This window comes from Amycolatopsis sp. CA-230715 (assembly GCF_018736145.1).
Lineage (GTDB): Bacteria > Actinomycetota > Actinomycetes > Mycobacteriales > Pseudonocardiaceae > Amycolatopsis.
This window is the reverse complement of sequence record NZ_CP059997.1, coordinates 6,750,264-6,767,239: the sequence shown is the minus strand read 5'-3', so window position 1 is coordinate 6,767,239 and position 16,976 is coordinate 6,750,264. Positions and strand designations below refer to the sequence as shown.

Below are 16,976 nucleotides of genomic sequence, written 5' to 3'. Positions count from 1 at the left end.
GCCGATTTCTGGCCAGCCATACCGAAATCGGCATAGCGTGCGGTCATGAAGCCACCCCAGCTCCTCGACGGCAGGCTCAAGATCCGCCACCTCACGCTCGTCGACGCGCTCGCCGAACACGGGAGCGTGGTCCGCGCCGCGGACCACCTGCGCATCACCCAGCCCGCGGCCACGCGGGCGCTCCGCGAGCTCGAAGAGATCGTCGGCACGCGCCTGTTCGACCGCGGGCCCCGCGGGATCACGGCCACGGCGGTCGGCCGCGCCGTCGTCGAGCACGCCCGCGCGGTGCTGGGACATCTGCGGCAGGCGAGCAGGCACGTCGCCGAGCTGAACGGCGCCGACCGCGGCACGGTCACCGTCGGCACGCATCTCGCGGGCGCGAACCTCCTGGTGCCGCGCGCGATCGCGCGCCTCAAGCGGGACCACCCCGAGCTGACCGTCGTCGTGCGCGAGGACCGGCTCTCCGTGCTGCACGAAGATCTCCTCACGGGCCGCCTCGACGTCGTGGTCGGCCGCCTCGGCCCGATGACCGCGCCCTCCCCGCTGACCCAGGAATGCCTCTACGACGAGCCGATCCGGCTGGTCGTGCGCACCGGGCACGCCGTGCTCGGCGGCGACACCGCGCTGGCCGCGCTCGCCGGGCTGCCGTGGGTGTTCCCGCTGCCCGGCACCGACCTTCGACGCGAATTGGAGGACGCGTTCGTCCACGAGCGCGTCGCGCTCCCGGCCGATCGCGTCGACTGCGACTCGATCCTCACGCTGCGACAGCTCGTACTCGAAACGGAGGCCGTCGCGGCGCTGCCCGCACTCGTCGCCGAGGAAGACGACAGGTTCGCCGTGCTGCCGACACCGTTGCCCGGCGTACGTCATTCCGTCGGCGTGACGCTGCCCGCCGAACGCCCCCAGCAGCCCCGCGACCAGCGCTTTTCTCGCCCACCTGCACGAGGTCGGAGCCTGCCTGCTCGCCTGCGTCGACAGTCGCTAGTTGCATCGCGACCGGTTCCGATATATCGTCAACGTGTCGGAACAACATCGAGAAAGGACTCCGATCATGCGAAACCCCTTCAACCAGGAATTTCCCCCGCCGCACGTCCGCGGCGCTTTCGGCCCGTGGGCACGTGGCGGGTTCGGCGAGTTCCCTCCCGGCTGGGGCCCCGGTGGCCGCGGCAGGGGCGGGCACGGGCCGCACCGTCGTGGCGGCGGCAGGCGGGGCAGGCGCGGTGACGTCCGCGCGGCGATCCTCGCGCTGCTCACCGAGCAGTCCCCGCGGCACGGCTACGAGATCATCAGGGAAATCGCCGAGCGCAGCGACGGGCTGTGGCGGCCGAGCCCCGGCTCGGTCTACCCCACCCTCCAGCTGCTCACCGACGAAGGCCTCGTCATCAGCAAGGAAGAGGGCGGCAAGCGCCTCTTCGAACTGACCGAAGCCGGTCAGGAAGCCGCGAAGGCGCACGAAGGCGCGCCGCCGTGGGAGCAGATCGCCGACGACGCCGACCCGGACGACCTGAACCTGCGCAAGGCGGGCGGGCCGCTGCTCGCCGCGATCATGCAGGTCGCGCAGGCGGGCACGCCGAGCCAGAAGGCGAAGGCGATCGAGGTGCTCAACGAAGCGCGGCGGTCGATCTACGCCATTCTCGGCGAGATCGAAGAAGCCTCGGACGAGGACGCCGAGTGACGACCGAGGACGATGCTGGCGGGCCGCGCGCGCACGTGCACGCGGTAGCCCACCGGCATCGTCACTCCGGCCGAAGTGGCCGGGTTCATCCGTAGCACCTCCGCGATCGCGAGCTCGGCCACGCGCGGGCTGAACTCGATCCGCAGTACCTCCGCCATCGCGCGGGTGTCGTCGAAACGCCACTCGGTGCGCACGCGGCGACAGCAAAACCCTTGTGCGGCAAAGAACTTCTCGACTTCTGGCGGGTCGTAGTCCGGGAGGTCCTCGCGCATCCACCTGCCATACGGCTCGCTCGACACGTCGAGATCGACGATCGCGAGCCGCCCGCCGGGACGCAACACGCGATCCGCTTCGGCGAGCCCGGGGCCACAGCCGGGCCCGAAGAAGTACGCGGTACGAGCGTGCACCACATCCACGCTCGCGTCCGGCACGGGGAGCCGTTGTGCCGAACCGGCGGCGACGCTCGCGTTCGGCGCTTCGGCGACCCGCTCGGCCGCGCGCCGCACCAATGGCGCGTGCGGCTCGACGCCGAGCACGGACCGCGCGGTCTCGGCGAACCGCGGCAGGTGGAACCCGTCGCCGCAGCCGATGTCGAGAACGTCCCGCCCCGCCCAGGGCGCCTCTTCGCCGAGCACGCGCCAGATCTCACCGCCGACGTCCTGCGCGCGGTTCTCGACCTCGTAGGCCTTCGGGTAGTACCAGATGTTGGGACTGGGAAGCACGTCCGCCTTGCGGCCCCTGCGGGCGGATTTCCTCACCCGCGAAGGATATTCGACTCTCACCCGCTGAGGTTGACCCGACCACGCGCGGTACCCGAAGAGACACTGTCGTATTGCGAACGGTGTCATATGAGCCAGCACCGTCCCCGGTTCGACGTAGGATCACAACCTCACGACGGCGCGTGAGAGGGGCAGCAATGTCGGTGATGTCACCGAGGACGGTGTCGGTTCTACCAGCCGGGCTCCCGTGTTGGGTCGAGCTCGCGAGCAGGAACGAGACCGCGGCCGAACACTTCTACGGCGGCCTGTTCGGCTGGAAGTACCAGGTCAACAGAGATCCCGCCACGCCGACGGGGCGCTACTCGATCGCCAGCCTCGACGGCATCTCGGTCGGCGGGCTCTACCGCGCGGGAAGCAGCCAGCCGCCGGGGTGGATCCTGCACCTGTCGGTGCGCAACATCGTGACCGCGGCCGAGTGGGTCGAGCACCTCGGCGGCCGGACCACGCTCGGTCCCATCGACATCCCCGACCGCGGCAGCATCCTGCACGCGCTGGACCCGTCCGGCGCGCCGGTGGTGTTCTGGCAGCCGCCGGACAGCTGGGAGTTCGGCACCGACATGCCCGCCACGTTCACCGGGGCCGATCTCAACACCCACGACGGCAACTCGGCGGACCACTTCTTCTGCCGCCTCTTCGGTTACACCGCACAGCAGATCGGCGACGCGCACAGCATCGACTACGCGGAATGGCGGCTCGACCACGAGTCCGTGCTGTACCGGTACGTGATGGGGCCCGAGTACCGCGCGGACACGCCGCCGCACTGGATGGTCTACTTCGAGGTCTCCCCCGCCCGCGGCACCGACGCCACCGCCGGCCACGCGATCATGCTCGGCGGCACGGTCGTCATCCAGCCGTACGACACCCCGTGGGGCCGGATCGCCGTCCTCGCCGACCCGGACGGCGCCGTCTTCTCGATCATCGACCACTCCCAGGTCGTCGAAGGCTACGGGAGAGCCGAAGTGGACGATCCGTACGTCGACTAGTCGCGGGCACAAGACACGCGATGAGCACGTAACCCGCCGAGACGAGCCACATCCCCGTCTCGGGGGCGAAACCGCCGACCACCGCGACACCGATCGCACCGCCGGTCTGCCTGGCCGCGTTCAGCACGCCCGCGGCCAGGCCGGGCCGGTCCGGCACGGCGCCCATCGCGACGGAGGTCATCGCGGGCATCGCCAGCGAGCAGCAGCCGAACAGCACCGAGGCCGCGAAGAACCACGCCAATTCGTGGCCTGCCAAAGCCAATCCCGCCGAACCGACCAGTCCCGCCGACGCCCCGGCGAACATCGGGGCCTTCGGCCCCCAGCGCGCGATGAGCCTGCCGCTGACGAAAGCACCGCAGCCGACGGCGACGGTGACCGGGACCAGTGCCATGCCCGCCGCCAGCGGCGAGAGCTGCCAGGTGCGCTGCAGGACGAGCGCGAGGCAGAAAAGGACTCCGTAGAGGCAAAAGTTGAACAGCCAGCCGATCGCGGTGGCCGCGGAGAACGCCCTGATCCGCAGTACGGCGGGCGGCACCAGCGGCTCGGGAATGCGCCGCTGCACCACGACGAACGCGACCGTCGTGGCGAACGCGCCCGCGAAGAGCGCGATGGCGGCCGCACCGCTTTCGATGAACGCGGCGACGAGGCACGCCAACGCGGCGGTGCCCAGCAGCTGACCCGTCCAGTCGACGCGTTTTCCTTGGTACGGCTCACTTTCCAGCACGTGCCGCCGCGCCAGCCCGATCCCGGCCAGTCCGACCGGGACGTTGACCGCGAACACCAGCCGCCAGTCGAGCAACCCGACCGACAGCCCGCCGAGCACCGGCCCGGCCGCGAGCCCGATCCCGCTCATCCCGCCCCACACGCCGAGCGCCCGCGCGCGCTCCCGCGCGTCCGGGAACTGGTGCACGATCAGCGCCAGCGAGGACGGCAGCAGTGCCGCCGCGCCGAAACCCTGGACCGCCCGCGCCACGATCAACACCGCCAGCCCGGTCGCCACCGCGCAGGCCGCCGACGCGACCACGAAGATCGCGGTGCCGAGCACGAACACGCGCCGCGCGCCGAACCGGTCGCCAGCCCAGCCCCACATCAGCAGGAACGCGGCCAGCGCGATGGTGTAGGAATCGACGACCCATTGCAGGCCCGCGATTCCGGTGCCACCGAAGTCGTCCGCGATCGCGGGCAGGGCGAGGTTCACGATCGTGGCGTCGAGGGTGATCATCAGGAAGCCGAGGCAGACGGCCGTGAGCGCGAGCCTGCTCCCGGCCGCCGTGGGTGCGGTGATCATGTGCCGAGTGAATCCCGCGAACGCTTCGGCGGCTCACGAACTGTCGCGCGCGGCCGGTGGCATCCCGGAAACCGACGCGGCCTGGCTACCCGCGAGTGACCCGACCGCTCAGGGCGTCGGGACGAAGGCTGACAACAACAGCCACGACACCACGGCCGACGGCAGCAGCGAATCGAGACGGTCCATCAATCCGCCGTGCCCCGGCAGCATCGTGCCCATGTCCTTGATCCCGAGGTCCCGCTTGATCAGCGACTCGACCAGATCGCCGAGCGTCGCGGTCAGCACGATCGCGGCACCGAACAGCAACCCCTGCCAGACGTGCCCGTCGAGCAGCAGCGTCAGGGTCAGCGCGCCGCCGACGAGACCGGCCACCATCGACCCCGCGAAGCCCTCCCAGGACTTCTTGGGGCTGATCGAAGGCGCCATCGGGTGCTTGCCCTTCAGCACACCGGCCGCGTACCCGCCGGTGTCCGAGGCGACCACGCCGATCATGAACGCGAGCACCCGGCCCGCCCCGTCTTCCGGCGGCACCAGCATCGCGGCGAACGACGCGAACAGGGGAAGGTAGGCCGCCGCGAACACGGTCGCGCTGACGTCGCGCAGGTAGCCCTCGGTGCCCCCGGGAAGCCGCCAGAGCAGGCAGGCGAGCACGGTCAGCACGAACGCCGTCAGCGCGCCCTCGCGCCCGAACGGCCAGGCGAGCCAGATCATCGCCTGGCCACCGGCGAGCAGCGGGATCAGCGCGACCTCGATGTTCGCCGCCCGTTTCAGGGCACCGGCGAACTCGATCGTGCCCACCGCGATCGCGGCCGCGATGATCGCGATGAACAGAAATCGGGTGGTGAGCAACGAAACGATGATCGCGGCGCCGAGGACGACACCCACCGCGATGGCCGCGGGCAGGTTCCGGCCCGCGCGCGAGGCTTTCTTCTCCACCGGCTTCTCCTCCGGGTCGTCGGAGGGGCTCTCCTCCGACGGCTTCACCGGCTCGCCGGAACGCGGTGTGGCGGGGCCGCCGTCTCCCGCCACCTCCTCGCGCTCTTCGTCGCTCACCTGGGACATCAGACTTCGAGAAGCTCGGCTTCTTTGTGTTTCACGAGCTCCTCGACCTGGCCGACGTAGGAGTCGGTGAGGTTCTGCAACTCCTTCTCGGCGCGGACGACGTCGTCTTCACCCGCTTCGCCGTCCTTCTGGATGCGGTCGAGCTCTTCCTTCGCCTTGCGGCGGACGCTGCGGATCGACACCTTCGCGTCCTCGCCCTTGCCCTTGGCGACCTTCACCATCTCCTTGCGCCGCTCCTCGGTGAGCTGCGGGATGACGATGCGGATGATCGTGCCGTCGTTTCCGGGGTTCACCCCGAGATCCGACTCCCTGATCGCCTTCTCGATGGCACCGAGCTGCGTGGCGTCGTACGGCTTGATGATCGCCATCCGCGCCTCGGGGACGTTGACACTGGCGAGCTGGTTGAGCGGCGTCGGCGCGCCGTAGTACTCGACGACGATGCGGTTGAACATGTTGGGAGTGGCCCTGCCGGTACGCACCGACGCCAGGTCCTCCTTCGCGACGGACACCGCTTTTTCCATCTTCTCCTCTGCATCGAGGAGGGTCTCGTCGATCACGGCTCTACTCCCGTTGAGTGAGTGGTTTGTTCCAGCTGGGGAGAATCCCAGCAGGTCTAGGCCGACGGCCCACCGGCGGGGGTGCTCACCAGTGTGCCGATCCTCTCACCGCCCACCGCGCGGGCGATGTTCCCCTCCGTGAGCAGGTTGAACACGATGATCGGCATGTTGTTGTCCATGCAGAGGCTGAACGCGGTCGCGTCGGCCACCTTCAGATCGCGTTCCAGCACCTCCCGATGCGTGATCTCGTGGAACATCTTCGCGGCGGGGTCGCTCTTCGGGTCCGCCGTGTACACGCCGTCAACGGCCTTCGCCATCAACACCGCTTCGCAGCCGATCTCGAGGGCGCGCTGGGCGGCCGCGGTGTCGGTGGAGAAGTACGGCATCCCCACCCCGGCGGCGAAGATGACGACCCTGCCCTTCTCGAGGTGCCGTTCCGCGCGGCGCGGGATGTAGGGCTCGGCGACCTGGCCCATCGTGATCGCGCTCTGCACGCGCGTTGGCAGGCCCTCCTTTTCCAGGAAGTCCTGCAGCGCCAAGCAGTTCATCACGGTGCCGAGCATGGCCATGTAGTCGGCCCGGTCGCGGTCCATGCCGCGTTGCGAAAGCTCGGCACCGCGGAAATAGTTACCGCCGCCGATGACCACCGCCATCTGCACGCCGGTGCGGACGACATCCGCGATCTGCACGGCCACGGAGTGCACGACGTCGGGATCGACACCGACGGCGCCTCCGCCGAACATCTCCCCACCGAGTTTGAGCAGTACCCGCCGATAGCCGCCGCTGGGTCGCTCCGCACTCATGCTCTGCCGCCTCCGCGTCGTTGGAGTTCGTTGGTCGTTCGTCCGTCTTTCGCGACTGTGCCCCGTCCCCGATGCCGACGGAGACGGGGCACAGTGCGGTGCTGCTGGTGAAACTGGCGACCTACTGCTGGCCGACCTCGAAGCGAGCGAACCGGGTGACGGTCACGCCCGCGGCGTCGAGGAGAGCCTTCACGGTCTTCTTGTTGTCGGTCACCGACGGCTGCTCGAGCAGCACGTTGTCCTTGTAGTAGGCGTTGACCTTACCCTCGACGATCTTGGCCATGGCCTGCTCGGGCTTGCCCTCTTCGCGAGCGGTCTTCTCCGCGATGTTGCGCTCGTTCTCCACGATCTCGGCCGGGACCTCGTCGCGGGTGAGGTAGCGCGCCTTGAGCGCGGCGACCTGCATGGCGGCGTTGCGCGCGGCGTCCGCGTCGCCACCGGTGTACTCGACGAGCACGCCGACGGCGGGCGGCAGACCGGCACCGCGGCGGTGCAGGTAGGTCTCGGTGGTGCCCTCGAAGGACGCCACCCGGCGCAGCTCGAGCTTCTCGCCGATCCTGGCGGCCAGCTCCTGCACGACCTCGTTCACGGTCTTGCCGTCGAGCTCGGCGGCCTTCAGCTTCTCGACGTCCTCGGTCTTGGTGGCCTTGGCGACCGCGACGATCTTCTCGGCGAGCTGCTGGAACTCTTCGTTCTTCGCGACGAAGTCCGTCTCGGAGTCGAGCTCGATGAGCACGCCGCCGTGACCGGCGACGAGCCCTTCCGCGGTGGCGCGCTCGGCGCGCTTGCCGACGTCCTTCGCACCCTTGATGCGAAGGAACTCTACGGCCTTGTCGAAGTCGCCGTCGTTCTCCTCGAGCGCCTTCTTGCAGTTCATCATGCCGGCGCCGGTGAGCTCGCGCAGGCGCTTCACATCTGCGGCGGTGTAGTTCGCCATCGTGCGTTGTCCGTCCTTCTTCGGTACGCGCGGAATCTTGTTCGGGTACAGCCTCGCGACGTGCGGCCCGCCCGTGCCGGGCGAGCCGCACGTCGGCGGTCACTCAGGCGGAGGTGGTCTGCTCGGTGGCGGACTCGACCTTGTCGGCGGCCTTCTCGGCGTCACCGGCGGCGGCCTCGGAACCGGCGAGGACCTCCATCTCCCACTCGGCGAGCGGCTCGTCGGAGGCGACACCAGGCTCGGGCTTGTCCGCGCCCTCGACCGCGGAGCCGTTGCGGCCCGAGCGGGCGAGCAGACCGGCGGCGGCGGCCTCGGCGACGACCTTGGTCAGCAGCGCGGCCGACCGGATCGCGTCGTCGTTGCCCGGGATCGGGTAGTCGACCTCGTCGGGGTCGCAGTTGGTGTCGAGGATCGCGACGACCGGGATGTTGAGCTTGCGCGCCTCGCCGACCGCGATGTGCTCCTTCTTGGTGTCCACGATCCACACGGCGCTGGGCACCTTGGACATGTCGCGGATACCGCCGAGGGTCTTCTCCAGCTTGTCCTTCTCGCGGGTCAGCGTCAGGATCTCGCGCTTGGTCAGCCCGACGAAACCGCCGGTCTGCTCCTGCGACTCGAGCTCCTTGAGGCGCTGGAGCCGCTTGTGCACCGTCTGGAAGTTGGTCAGCATGCCACCGAGCCAGCGCTGGTTCACGTAGGGCATGCCCACGCGGAGTGCCTCGCTCGCGATGGCCTCCTGCGCCTGCTTCTTGGTGCCGACGAACATGATGGTGCCGCCGTGCGCGACGGTCTCCTTGATGAACTCGTACGCACGGTCGATGTAGGTCAGCGTCTGCTGCAGGTCGATGATGTAGATGCCGTTGCGCTCGGTGAGGATGTAGCGCTTCATCTTCGGGTTCCACCGACGGGTCTGGTGCCCGAAGTGCACGCCGCTGTCGAGCAGCTGCTTCATGGTGACGACGGCCATGGCCGAGATCAACCTCTTCTTTGTCGTGCGAGCCGGGCGTCCGCACCGGCTCGCGTGTCGGTTTTATCGCTACCGGTCAGGTGACCGGCGGCCCTGGTGCGGTGCTGGTGCCCGGACCCCGGGGAGAGGACCTCGGGGACCGCCGGGCGCCGTGTTTCCGGAAGCCGGTCCGTTCGAACGACAGGACCAGCGAAGACCCGGAACATGCACTGCACGCGAAGTCAGCCCGCTTGCACAGGCTGCGCCGGATAGTGTACGCCGGGGCCGCGAAGGGGGCCGCACCGGCGGTCCCGAACGGGCCGGTTGTCCACACGCCCCCGAGTTGTCCACAGATGCCGCGCGGCCGCCCCGTAACCGCCGCCCGCCCGAGACGCTGGTCCCATGAGTACCGACGACGTGCGCTCCCCGACGGAGGAGCCATGAGCATTGTCCCAGCGCATTTCCCGTTCCCCAAGCCGTCGCGGCGAGGCAGGCACCGCCGCGCCAGACCGCGGTCTTCACGGCTCGGGCTCGCGGTCGCGATCGTGGTGTTCACCTGCGCGTTCACCCTGCCTCTGCGCGCGGGCGCCGAGCCGGAGCCGCGGTTCGCCTGGCCGCTGTCCCCGGAACCGTCCGTCACCAGGACGTTCGAGGCGCCCGCCGACCCGTACGGCCCCGGCCACCGCGGCGTCGACCTCGCGGCCGCCGAAGGCCAGCAGGTGCTCGCGGCCGGTGTGGGCGTGGTGGTGTTCGCGGGCACCGTCGCCGGGCGCGGCGTCGTCTCGGTCGACCACGACGGCGGGCTCCGCACCACCTACGAGCCGGTCGTCCCGGCGGTCGCGGCGGGCGACCAGGTCTACCGCGGCCAGCCGCTCGGCACCGTCATCGCGGGCCACCCCGAATGCGCGGTCGCGGTGTGCCTGCACTGGGGCGTCCGGCGCGGCGAGGAGTATCTCGACCCGTTGGCACTGGTCATGACCGACACCGAGATCCGCCTGAAACCCTGGGAGGGCTTGTGACCGTTACCGATTCGGCTCAGACTCCGGCTTGCTCGACGAGCTTGGCGCGCAACCGCAGGACCGCCCTGGTGTGCAGCTGGCTGACGCGGGACTCGGTCACGCCGAGCACCTTGCCGATCTCCGCGAGCGTGAGGCTTTCGAAGTAGTACAGGCTGACCACGATCCGGTCGCGCTCAGTGAGCTGGGCGATGGCCTCGGCCAGCTGGCGGCGGTTGTCCTGGTCGACGAGGGCGGCGACCGGGTCGACCGCGTCGTCGTCGGGCAGGGTGTCGACGAGCGAGCCGCTCTCCTTGCCCACCGCGACGAGGTCTTCGAGCGCGACCACGCTGGTCAGCTGGAGCTGGCCGTAGAGATCGCGCAGGTCGTCGAGCGAGATGTCCAGCTCGGCGGCGAGCTCGGCGTCGGTGGGCGTGCGGTGCAGCCGCGCACCGAGCCGCTCCAGCGCGCGCTCGGCCTCGCGCGCCCTGCTGCGGACCACCCTCGGCACCCAGTCCTGCGAGCGGAGGTCGTCGAGGATCGCGCCGCGGATCCGCTGCATCGCGTAGGTCTCGAAGCGCAGCCCGCGCTCGGGATCGAACTTCTCGATGGCGTCCACGAGGCCGAAGATGCCGGACTGCACGAGATCGCCGACGTCGACATGGGTCGGCAGGCCGGTGCCGACGCGGCCCGCGACGTACTTGACCAGCGGCGCGTAGTGCAGCACGAGCCGATCGCGGATCCGCTGCTGCGGTTCGTCCACGAACTGGCGCCACAGCGCGCGGATGGCCACGTCGACCTCGGTGCCCGAGTCTCGTGGCGCGACGGGCGCTGGCGGCTCCGCGCCCGGCTCGCGGGTATCGGTCACCCGCAGGTCGGCGGTCACGGGGAGGCCGTTCTCGGCGGCGGGGTCAGTTCGGTCTCCAGGCTCGTAGGGGTTCCTGCGCGCACCGCCTCCCTCACGGGGGCTCGGCGTTTTCCGGGCACGCTCGTCCACGCGCACCGGCTGCCGACCGGCCTGCACCGGTTCTCGCCCGCGATCATCGGGCGCGGGGATGCGTTCGGTCATGGATAGCCTTCAGCCGCTCGACGGTCACGTGAGTGTAGAGCTGCGTGGTGGCAAGCGTAGCGTGACCGAGTAACTCCTGAACGCTGCGAAGGTCCGCACCGCCTTCGAGCAGATGCGTAGCCGCCGAGTGCCGCAGGCCGTGCGGGCCCATCTCGGTCGCGCCCGGCACCGAACCGACCGCGTCGTGCACCACCCTGCGCACCGTCCGCTGGTCCACGCGCCCACCGCGGGCACCGAGGAAGAGGGCGCCACCCGCCCCTTCCCGCCGCACCGCCAGCACACGCCTGCCACCACTCAGCCAAGCCCGCACCGCCCGCTCGGCAGGTTGCCCGAACGGCACAGTGCGTTCTTTGTTCCCCTTGCCCAGCACGCGGATCACGCGCCGCTCGAAGTCCACGTCGTCGACGTCGAGGCCGCACAGCTCGGACACCCGCACGCCGGTCGCGTAGAGCAGTTCGAGCAGTGCGTGGTCGCGCAGGGCGATCGGATCCTGCTCGCCCGCCCCGGTTTCCGACGCGCTGAGCGCCGCGTCCGCCTGCTCGGGCCGCAGCACCCCGGGCAGCTTGCGGTGCGGTTTCGGTGCCACCAAGCGCGCCCCGGGATCCTTCTCGAGCACTCCCCGGCGCCGCGCCCACGCGGTGAACGTCCGAGCCGCCGCCGCACGGCGCGCGAGCGTGGTCCGGCCCGCCCCCGACGTGTGCTGCACGGCGAGCCAGGACCGCAGCACCGCCACGTCGAGGTCTTCGAGCGTCGTGGTGACCCCGCCGGGCTCCTCGCCGTGGACGGGGATGCCGTGCAGGTAGGCCAGCAGCAGCACCACATCGCCGAGGTAGGCCCGCACCGTGTGCTCGGACAGCCCCCGCTCGAGCGTCAGGTGGCGTTCGTAGTCGTCGACGACCTCGGCCGAAGCGCGCGGCAACGCGGCACGGACCCGCCGGAGGTCGGGTCGCCGCGGGTGGTCGCGACCGTGGGAAGACGACATGAACCATTACGCTGCGCGATCAACGGCCGCTGGTCAAGCATCGCCACACCTCCGCCCTGCTCGCTCGCGGTAATCGGCATCAGTTCGATACCCGGGCACTCCTTCCGATGGTTTTTGCCGTCGTGTCAACAAGCTTCCGGTTTCAGCGGGCCTCCTTCCGTCTTCGCCAACCGGTGTCGCACCGTTCCGCGAGTTCGTCGATTTCGAGCGCGGGCAAGATCGCCCGCACCTTCGAAACCTCGATGCCCGACTCGGTGGCGACCTGTTCGGCGGACTTCCCCTTGCGCAGACCGAGCGCCTCGTGAACGCGGAGCGCGTCCTTGGCGAGGCCATCGGTCGGGCGTCGCGGCTTGGGCGGTCCCTCGTCGCCTGCTGCGCCGCCGTCACCGAAGCGGCCGACCGTCTCGGCGACATCGGCCACCGAAGCGACGAGCGTGGCGCTCGCGTCCCGGATGAGCTGGTGGCAACCGACCGACATCGCGGAACCGATCGGCCCCGGCACGGCCATGACCACCTTGCCGAGCGCCCCTGCCGTGCACGCGGTGTTGCGGGCGCCGCTGCGAGCACCAGCCTCGACGACGACCGTTCCTTCGGTGAGGGCGGCGATGAGCCTGTTCCTGACCAGGAACCGGTGCCGCGCGGGCGGGGTGCCCGGTGGGTACTCGGTGAGCACGAGCCCTCGTTCGGCTATCCGTTCGAGCAGGGCGACGTGGCCCGCCGGGTAGCCGACGTCGAGGCCGCATCCGAGCACCGCCACGGTGGTGCCGTCGGCGGCGAGCGCACCGCGATGCGCCGCACCGTCGATGCCGTAGGCGGCGCCGGAAAAGATCGGGACTCCCCTGCCGGCCAGTTCGTAGGCGAACTCCGACGCGACGTGCTCGCCGTAGCTGGTCGCCGCGCGAGCGCCGACGATGGACACCGCCCTGTCCGCGGCCTCGTCGAGCCGTTCGTCGCCCCGGACCCACAAGCCGAGCGGGGGCGAGACACCGGTGAGCCCGCGTGCGGATGCCTGCTCCAGCGAGAGCAACGGCCACGCAGGCCACTCGTCGTCCTCGGGGATCACCAGCCGGGCCCCGAGGCGGCTCGCCTCGGCGAGATCGTGCTCGGCGAGTGCCTGGTCCTTCCTGGCCACCGTCTCGTCGCGCACCCGTGCCGGGCACCGTTCCGCGCGCACCAGCGCCGCGGCTAGGACGGGCCCGTTTTCCTCGACGAACCGGACCAGCGACGGCGCGGGCGGCTCAGCCACCCTCAGCAGGTACGCCCTCGCCACCCGTTCCTCGTCCACCGCGCCGGTCATGCCGCACCGTCCCGCCGACGCCAGCGGGCGATCGCGGACGCCGCCGCGGGCACCCACCCCGCGAACACGAGCCGCGCCCAGGGCGCATCGGGTGACGGCATCGCGTACCGGACGGGATCGGCACCACGGCCCGGCCACCGGGGAAGCACCGGGACGAACACGACGCCATGGGACCGTGCGACGACACCGCGCCACGCTCGACCGCGAACCGGCATCGGCACACGTCGAGGCGGAGGCGACGGCCACGACTCGGCAACGTCCTGGGAAGCGGCGATCCGACCGCACCAGATGACCCGTTCCCTCGGGCCAGGCAGCCATTCCCGTGGTGGAGAGCCGGTGGGAGAAGGCGCGTTCCGCAAGTACTTCACGCCGCCCTCCGATCCCGGAATTCGAGCGCGCTCGCGACCTGTTCGGCCTCCGGGCGGCCGAGCCCGGCCAGATCCGCCAGTGTCCAAGCGATGCGCAGGCACCGATCGGCGCCCCGCGCGGTCACCGCGCCGCGGTCGAGGCCGCGATCCAGCAGGCTCGTGACGGAGCCCGGCAAGGCGAACTCCCGCCGCAGGATCGGCCCCGGCACCTCGGCGTTGGTGCGCCAGCCGCGCTCCGCCCAGCGATCGGCCGCGCGCTCCCTGGCGGCGAGGACCCGCTCGCGCACCGCCGCCGTCGGTTCGGGCGTGCCTGCCTCGTGCAAGCTCAGCGCGGTCAGCGGGCGCAGCCGGACGCGCAGATCCACCCGATCGAGCAACGGTCCCGACAGCCGCGCCAGGTAGCGGCGGCGTGCGGAGGGCGAACACGTGCAGTCCGTCTCGCGTGGCGGCGCGCACGGGCAGGGATTGGTCGCGAGCACGAGCTGGAACCGCGCCGGGTAGCAGACCGATCCCCGCTGCCGCGCGATGCGCACCTCGCCGTCTTCCAGCGCGGTCCGCAAGGATTCGAGGCGGTGCGCACCGAATTCGGCGGCTTCGTCGAGGAAGAGGACGCCACGGTGCGCCTTGCTGATCAGGCCGGGCGCGGCGAGACCGCTGCCACCGCCGATCAGTGCGGCGACCGAAACCGAATGGTGCGGGGCGACGAACGGCGGCACCTTCACCAGCGGCGAGGACACCGACAACGAGCCGTCGACGGACTGGACCGCGGTGACCTCCAGCGACTCAGCCCTGGACAGAACCGGCAGCAGGCCCGGCAATCTCCTTGCGAGCATGGTCTTTCCGACCCCTGGCGGACCGGTGAGCAGCAGGTTGTGCCCACCGGCGGCAGCAACTTCCAACGCCCAGCGCGCCTCCGGCTGGCCCACCACGTCGGCTAGGTCCGGAGCGGGCTCCTCGACCGGTTCTCCCGGTTCCGACGGCGGCGCCAACTCCCCTTCGTCGCGCAACCAGGCGACGACATCGCGAAGGTGCCCGGCGCCTTGTGCGTCCACGCCATCGACGAGCGCGGCCTCGAACAGCGACTCGCGTGGCACGACCGCTCGCCGCATTCCGGCCGCGCGGGCGGCGAGCAACCCCGGCAGGATCCCGCGCACCGGCCGGACTCTGCCGTCGAGTGCCAGCTCGCCCAGTAGCACGGAGTTGAGCGCCTTGAGCGAGGGCACCCGTGCCGAGGCCGCGAGTACGGCCACCGCGATGGCCAGGTCGTACGCCGACCCGAGCTTCGGCAGGTTCGCCGGGGAAAGGCCCAGCGTCACCTTCCCGTCCGGCCACGGCTCCCCCGCGTTGCGGATGGCCGAGCGGACCCTGTCCTTCGCTTCGCGCAGCCCCGCGTCGGGCAGCCCGACGAGGGTCACTTTCGGGACCCCGCCACCGATGTCCGCCTCGACCTCCACGGGCTTCCCGTCGATCCCGAGCAGCGCCACCGACCAAGTGCGTGCCAGAGGCATGTCAGAACGCCTCTGGTAGGTGGCGCAGGCGCGGACGGGCGCCAGCGGGCCAGACGATCGCGATGACGTCGAAGCGGATCGGGCACCAGCCGACGCGGAACTCTCGCAGCCAGCGGTGCGCGCAGCGCCGGATCCTGGCCTGCTTCTCCGGCGTGACCGCCTCGGCGGGCTGGCCGAAGCCGTCGCCGGAGCGGGTCTTGACCTCGAAGACGATCAGCTGCGCGCCGTCGGTGGCGACCAGGTCCAGTTCGCCGTCACGGCAACGCCAGTTTCGGGACAGCACGACGAGCCCGAGCGAGCGGACATGACCGACGGCCAGTTCCTCGCCCGCACGGCCCAGCCGCAGGTGCTCGGCGGGTTCGGGTCTGATCAGCGTTTCCACGGTTACCCCCAGGGTCGGCACACTCACGTTTCGTGTGCGACCCACGGTCCCAGGGGACGAAGCGGGCAGCCAAGGGCCCAACGGGACACCTGTGGACAAGTGGGGTGCTGTGGACAACCCGGCCCGGGATCGGCCGGGAGGGCACCGGAGTGTCGGTACCGCGTGCTATGCGGATCAGCCGCCGAACGGGCCGTCCTCGGGGAGCCGGAGATCGGGTTTGTCGAGCTCTTCGACGTTGACGTCCTTGAACGTGATCACGCGGACGTTCTTGACGAACCTGGCCGGCCGGTACATGTCCCACACCCACGCGTCGGACATCCTGACCTCGAAGTACACCTCGCCGCCCCCGTCACGAACCTGCACGTCCACCGCGTTGGCGAGGTAGAACCGACGCTCGGTCTCCACCACGTACGAGAACTGGCCGACGATGTCGCGGTACTCGCGGTACAGCGACAGCTCCATTTCCGTCTCGTACTTTTCGAGATCCTCTGCGCTCATGAAATCCGCGCCCCTCCTCGCGATCGTGCGGCGGAACGTCCATTCTTACCCAAGCCGTCCTCCACGGCACGCAACGGCGCGCTCGCCACCTCCAACGCCGCCGCACTCAACACGACCCGGTGAGGTGCCCGGCGGCCGTGCGCGACCCCCGCCGCGGCCACGTTCACGAACGACCACCGGTGCACCGCGCTCGGCCCGTTGGCGGTGAGCGCTTCGACGTGCTCCGTCGTGCTGTAGCCCTTGTGCACGTCGAAACCGTAGCCGGGATGCTCGTCGTGCAGGCCGGTCATGATGCGGTCCCTGGTGACCTTGGCCAGCACCGACGCCGCGGCGACGCAGGCCACGACGCGGTCCCCCTTGATCACCGCCAGGCTCGGCGCGGGCATCCCCGGCACGCCGAACCCGTCGGTGAGCACGTATCCCGGCGGCGTTCGCATCCCGGACACCGCGCGGCGCATGCCCTCCACGTTCACCGCGTGCACGCCGAGCGCATCGACTTCTTCGGTGGGGATCACGACGATCGCGTAGTCCACGGCGCGGGCGAGCACGCGGTCGTAGACCCGCTCGCGTGCCGCCGCGGTCAGCAGCTTCGAATCGGTCAGCTCCGGCATCCTCGCCGCGTCACCCGGCCGGAGGATGCAGGCCGCCACGACGAGGGGTCCGGCGCAAGCGCCCCGCCCCGCTTCGTCCACTCCCGCGACCGGCCCGAGCCCGCGCCGGTCCAGCGCGGACTGCAGGCTCCACGCGTTGTCACCCCGGACCACCGCACGCGGCGGGCGGTACAGGTGCGCGAGCGCAAGTGCCTTGGGCTTCTTGACCTTGACCTTGGGGGACCGGACCGGACTCA

Annotated in this window: 18 protein-coding genes and 1 pseudogene; 4 read left to right on the top strand and 15 right to left on the bottom strand. The window is 70.5% G+C overall.

Going from position 1 to position 16,976, the window contains the following annotated elements; all coding sequences use genetic code 11:
• Window positions 1-45 precede the first annotated feature (45 nt).
• Window positions 46-915, top strand: a pseudogene (locus tag HUW46_RS32245) (LysR substrate-binding domain-containing protein); the annotation flags it as partial.
• 136 nt (window positions 916-1,051) lie between these two features.
• Window positions 1,052-1,675: a PadR family transcriptional regulator gene (locus HUW46_RS32240; RefSeq protein ID WP_215542532.1), complete on the top strand. Its 624-nt coding sequence runs from the start codon at window positions 1,052-1,054 to the stop codon at window positions 1,673-1,675.
• Here HUW46_RS32240 and HUW46_RS32235 read toward each other — a convergent pair.
• On the bottom strand, window positions 1,624-2,433 hold the full coding sequence (locus HUW46_RS32235; RefSeq protein WP_215542531.1) for a class I SAM-dependent methyltransferase: 810 nt from the start codon (window positions 2,431-2,433) through the stop codon (window positions 1,624-1,626). The two genes, HUW46_RS32240 and HUW46_RS32235, sit on opposite strands and share 52 nt — an antisense overlap.
• A 158-nt stretch (window positions 2,434-2,591) precedes the next feature.
• On the opposite strand from HUW46_RS32235, the gene HUW46_RS32230 reads away from it, so the two are divergent.
• A complete protein-coding gene (locus HUW46_RS32230; RefSeq protein WP_215542530.1) occupies window positions 2,592-3,437 on the top strand; it encodes a VOC family protein in 846 nt (281 codons plus the stop codon).
• Here HUW46_RS32230 and HUW46_RS32225 read toward each other — a convergent pair.
• From HUW46_RS32225 to rpsB, 6 genes are all read right to left on the bottom strand, one after another.
• Window positions 3,370-4,725 (bottom strand): MFS transporter, encoded by a 1,356-nt coding sequence (locus HUW46_RS32225; RefSeq protein WP_215542529.1) that lies wholly within the window; start codon window positions 4,723-4,725, stop codon window positions 3,370-3,372. The genes HUW46_RS32230 and HUW46_RS32225 overlap by 68 nt on opposite strands.
• A gap of 108 nt (window positions 4,726-4,833) precedes the next feature.
• Window positions 4,834-5,787, bottom strand: a complete 954-nt coding sequence (locus HUW46_RS32220) for a phosphatidate cytidylyltransferase (RefSeq protein WP_215542528.1) — start codon at window positions 5,785-5,787, stop codon at window positions 4,834-4,836.
• A complete protein-coding gene (gene frr / locus HUW46_RS32215) occupies window positions 5,787-6,344 on the bottom strand; it encodes a ribosome recycling factor (protein WP_215542527.1) in 558 nt (185 codons plus the stop codon). The genes HUW46_RS32220 and frr overlap by 1 nt, the downstream gene beginning before the upstream one ends.
• Window positions 6,345-6,400: 56 nt before the next feature.
• A complete protein-coding gene (gene pyrH / locus HUW46_RS32210; protein WP_215542526.1) occupies window positions 6,401-7,147 on the bottom strand; it encodes a UMP kinase in 747 nt (248 codons plus the stop codon).
• A gap of 121 nt (window positions 7,148-7,268) precedes the next feature.
• Window positions 7,269-8,084: a translation elongation factor Ts gene (gene tsf, locus HUW46_RS32205; protein WP_215542525.1), complete on the bottom strand. Its 816-nt coding sequence runs from the start codon at window positions 8,082-8,084 to the stop codon at window positions 7,269-7,271.
• 103 nt (window positions 8,085-8,187) lie between these two features.
• Window positions 8,188-9,051, bottom strand: a complete 864-nt coding sequence (rpsB, locus tag HUW46_RS32200) for a 30S ribosomal protein S2 (RefSeq protein ID WP_215542524.1) — start codon at window positions 9,049-9,051, stop codon at window positions 8,188-8,190.
• A gap of 419 nt (window positions 9,052-9,470) precedes the next feature.
• Between rpsB and HUW46_RS32195 the strand changes: the two genes are divergently transcribed.
• Window positions 9,471-10,049, top strand: a complete 579-nt coding sequence (locus tag HUW46_RS32195; protein WP_215542523.1) for a M23 family metallopeptidase — start codon at window positions 9,471-9,473, stop codon at window positions 10,047-10,049.
• 16 nt (window positions 10,050-10,065) lie between these two features.
• Here the strand turns inward: HUW46_RS32195 and HUW46_RS32190 are convergent, their stop codons facing one another.
• The 8 genes from HUW46_RS32190 to HUW46_RS32155 form a co-directional block, all read right to left on the bottom strand.
• On the bottom strand, window positions 10,066-10,911 hold the full coding sequence (locus HUW46_RS32190) for a FliA/WhiG family RNA polymerase sigma factor (RefSeq protein WP_442860866.1): 846 nt from the start codon (window positions 10,909-10,911) through the stop codon (window positions 10,066-10,068).
• Between the two features lie 154 nt (window positions 10,912-11,065).
• Window positions 11,066-12,076: a tyrosine recombinase XerC gene (locus tag HUW46_RS32185; protein WP_215542522.1), complete on the bottom strand. Its 1,011-nt coding sequence runs from the start codon at window positions 12,074-12,076 to the stop codon at window positions 11,066-11,068.
• A 142-nt stretch (window positions 12,077-12,218) separates the two neighbouring features.
• Complete coding sequence (gene dprA, locus HUW46_RS32180) at window positions 12,219-13,373, bottom strand: DNA-processing protein DprA (RefSeq protein ID WP_215542521.1); 1,155 nt, start codon at window positions 13,371-13,373, stop codon at window positions 12,219-12,221.
• Window positions 13,370-13,588 carry a hypothetical protein gene (locus tag HUW46_RS32175; RefSeq protein WP_215542520.1) on the bottom strand — a complete coding sequence of 73 codons (219 nt, stop codon included), beginning with the start codon at window positions 13,586-13,588 and terminating at the stop codon, window positions 13,370-13,372. The genes dprA and HUW46_RS32175 overlap by 4 nt, the downstream gene beginning before the upstream one ends.
• A gap of 149 nt (window positions 13,589-13,737) precedes the next feature.
• Window positions 13,738-15,249 (bottom strand): YifB family Mg chelatase-like AAA ATPase, encoded by a 1,512-nt coding sequence (locus HUW46_RS32170; protein WP_215542519.1) that lies wholly within the window; start codon window positions 15,247-15,249, stop codon window positions 13,738-13,740.
• A gap of 1 nt (window position 15,250) precedes the next feature.
• Complete coding sequence (locus tag HUW46_RS32165) at window positions 15,251-15,631, bottom strand: YraN family protein (protein ID WP_215542518.1); 381 nt, start codon at window positions 15,629-15,631, stop codon at window positions 15,251-15,253.
• 174 nt (window positions 15,632-15,805) lie between these two features.
• On the bottom strand, window positions 15,806-16,129 hold the full coding sequence (locus tag HUW46_RS32160) for a DUF2469 domain-containing protein (RefSeq protein ID WP_215542517.1): 324 nt from the start codon (window positions 16,127-16,129) through the stop codon (window positions 15,806-15,808).
• On the bottom strand, window positions 16,126-16,893 hold the full coding sequence (locus HUW46_RS32155; protein WP_215550235.1) for a ribonuclease HII: 768 nt from the start codon (window positions 16,891-16,893) through the stop codon (window positions 16,126-16,128). Before HUW46_RS32155 ends, HUW46_RS32160 begins: the two co-directional genes overlap by 4 nt.
• Between the last annotated feature and the right edge of the window lie 83 nt (window positions 16,894-16,976).

What these genes read in the sequence shown, in the direction of transcription:
- HUW46_RS32160 (WP_215542517.1), bottom strand. Translation starts at nt 16,129, where the DNA reads ATGAGCGCAGAGGATCTCGAAAAGTACGAGACGGAAATGGAGCTGTCG.
- dprA (WP_215542521.1), bottom strand. Translation starts at nt 13,373, where the DNA reads ATGACCGGCGCGGTGGACGAGGAACGGGTGGCGAGGGCGTACCTGCTG.
- HUW46_RS32225 (WP_215542529.1), bottom strand. Translation starts at nt 4,725, where the DNA reads ATGATCACCGCACCCACGGCGGCCGGGAGCAGGCTCGCGCTCACGGCC.
- HUW46_RS32220 (WP_215542528.1), bottom strand. Translation starts at nt 5,787, where the DNA reads ATGTCCCAGGTGAGCGACGAAGAGCGCGAGGAGGTGGCGGGAGACGGC.
- HUW46_RS32170 (WP_215542519.1), bottom strand. Translation starts at nt 15,249, where the DNA reads ATGCCTCTGGCACGCACTTGGTCGGTGGCGCTGCTCGGGATCGACGGG.
- HUW46_RS32195 (WP_215542523.1), top strand. Translation starts at nt 9,471, where the DNA reads ATGAGCATTGTCCCAGCGCATTTCCCGTTCCCCAAGCCGTCGCGGCGA.
- HUW46_RS32230 (WP_215542530.1), top strand. Translation starts at nt 2,592, where the DNA reads ATGTCGGTGATGTCACCGAGGACGGTGTCGGTTCTACCAGCCGGGCTC.
- HUW46_RS32185 (WP_215542522.1), bottom strand. Translation starts at nt 12,076, where the DNA reads ATGTCGTCTTCCCACGGTCGCGACCACCCGCGGCGACCCGACCTCCGG.
- HUW46_RS32240 (WP_215542532.1), top strand. Translation starts at nt 1,052, where the DNA reads ATGCGAAACCCCTTCAACCAGGAATTTCCCCCGCCGCACGTCCGCGGC.
- rpsB (WP_215542524.1), bottom strand. Translation starts at nt 9,051, where the DNA reads ATGGCCGTCGTCACCATGAAGCAGCTGCTCGACAGCGGCGTGCACTTC.
- tsf (WP_215542525.1), bottom strand. Translation starts at nt 8,084, where the DNA reads ATGGCGAACTACACCGCCGCAGATGTGAAGCGCCTGCGCGAGCTCACC.
- pyrH (WP_215542526.1), bottom strand. Translation starts at nt 7,147, where the DNA reads ATGAGTGCGGAGCGACCCAGCGGCGGCTATCGGCGGGTACTGCTCAAA.
- HUW46_RS32175 (WP_215542520.1), bottom strand. Translation starts at nt 13,588, where the DNA reads ATGCCGGTTCGCGGTCGAGCGTGGCGCGGTGTCGTCGCACGGTCCCAT.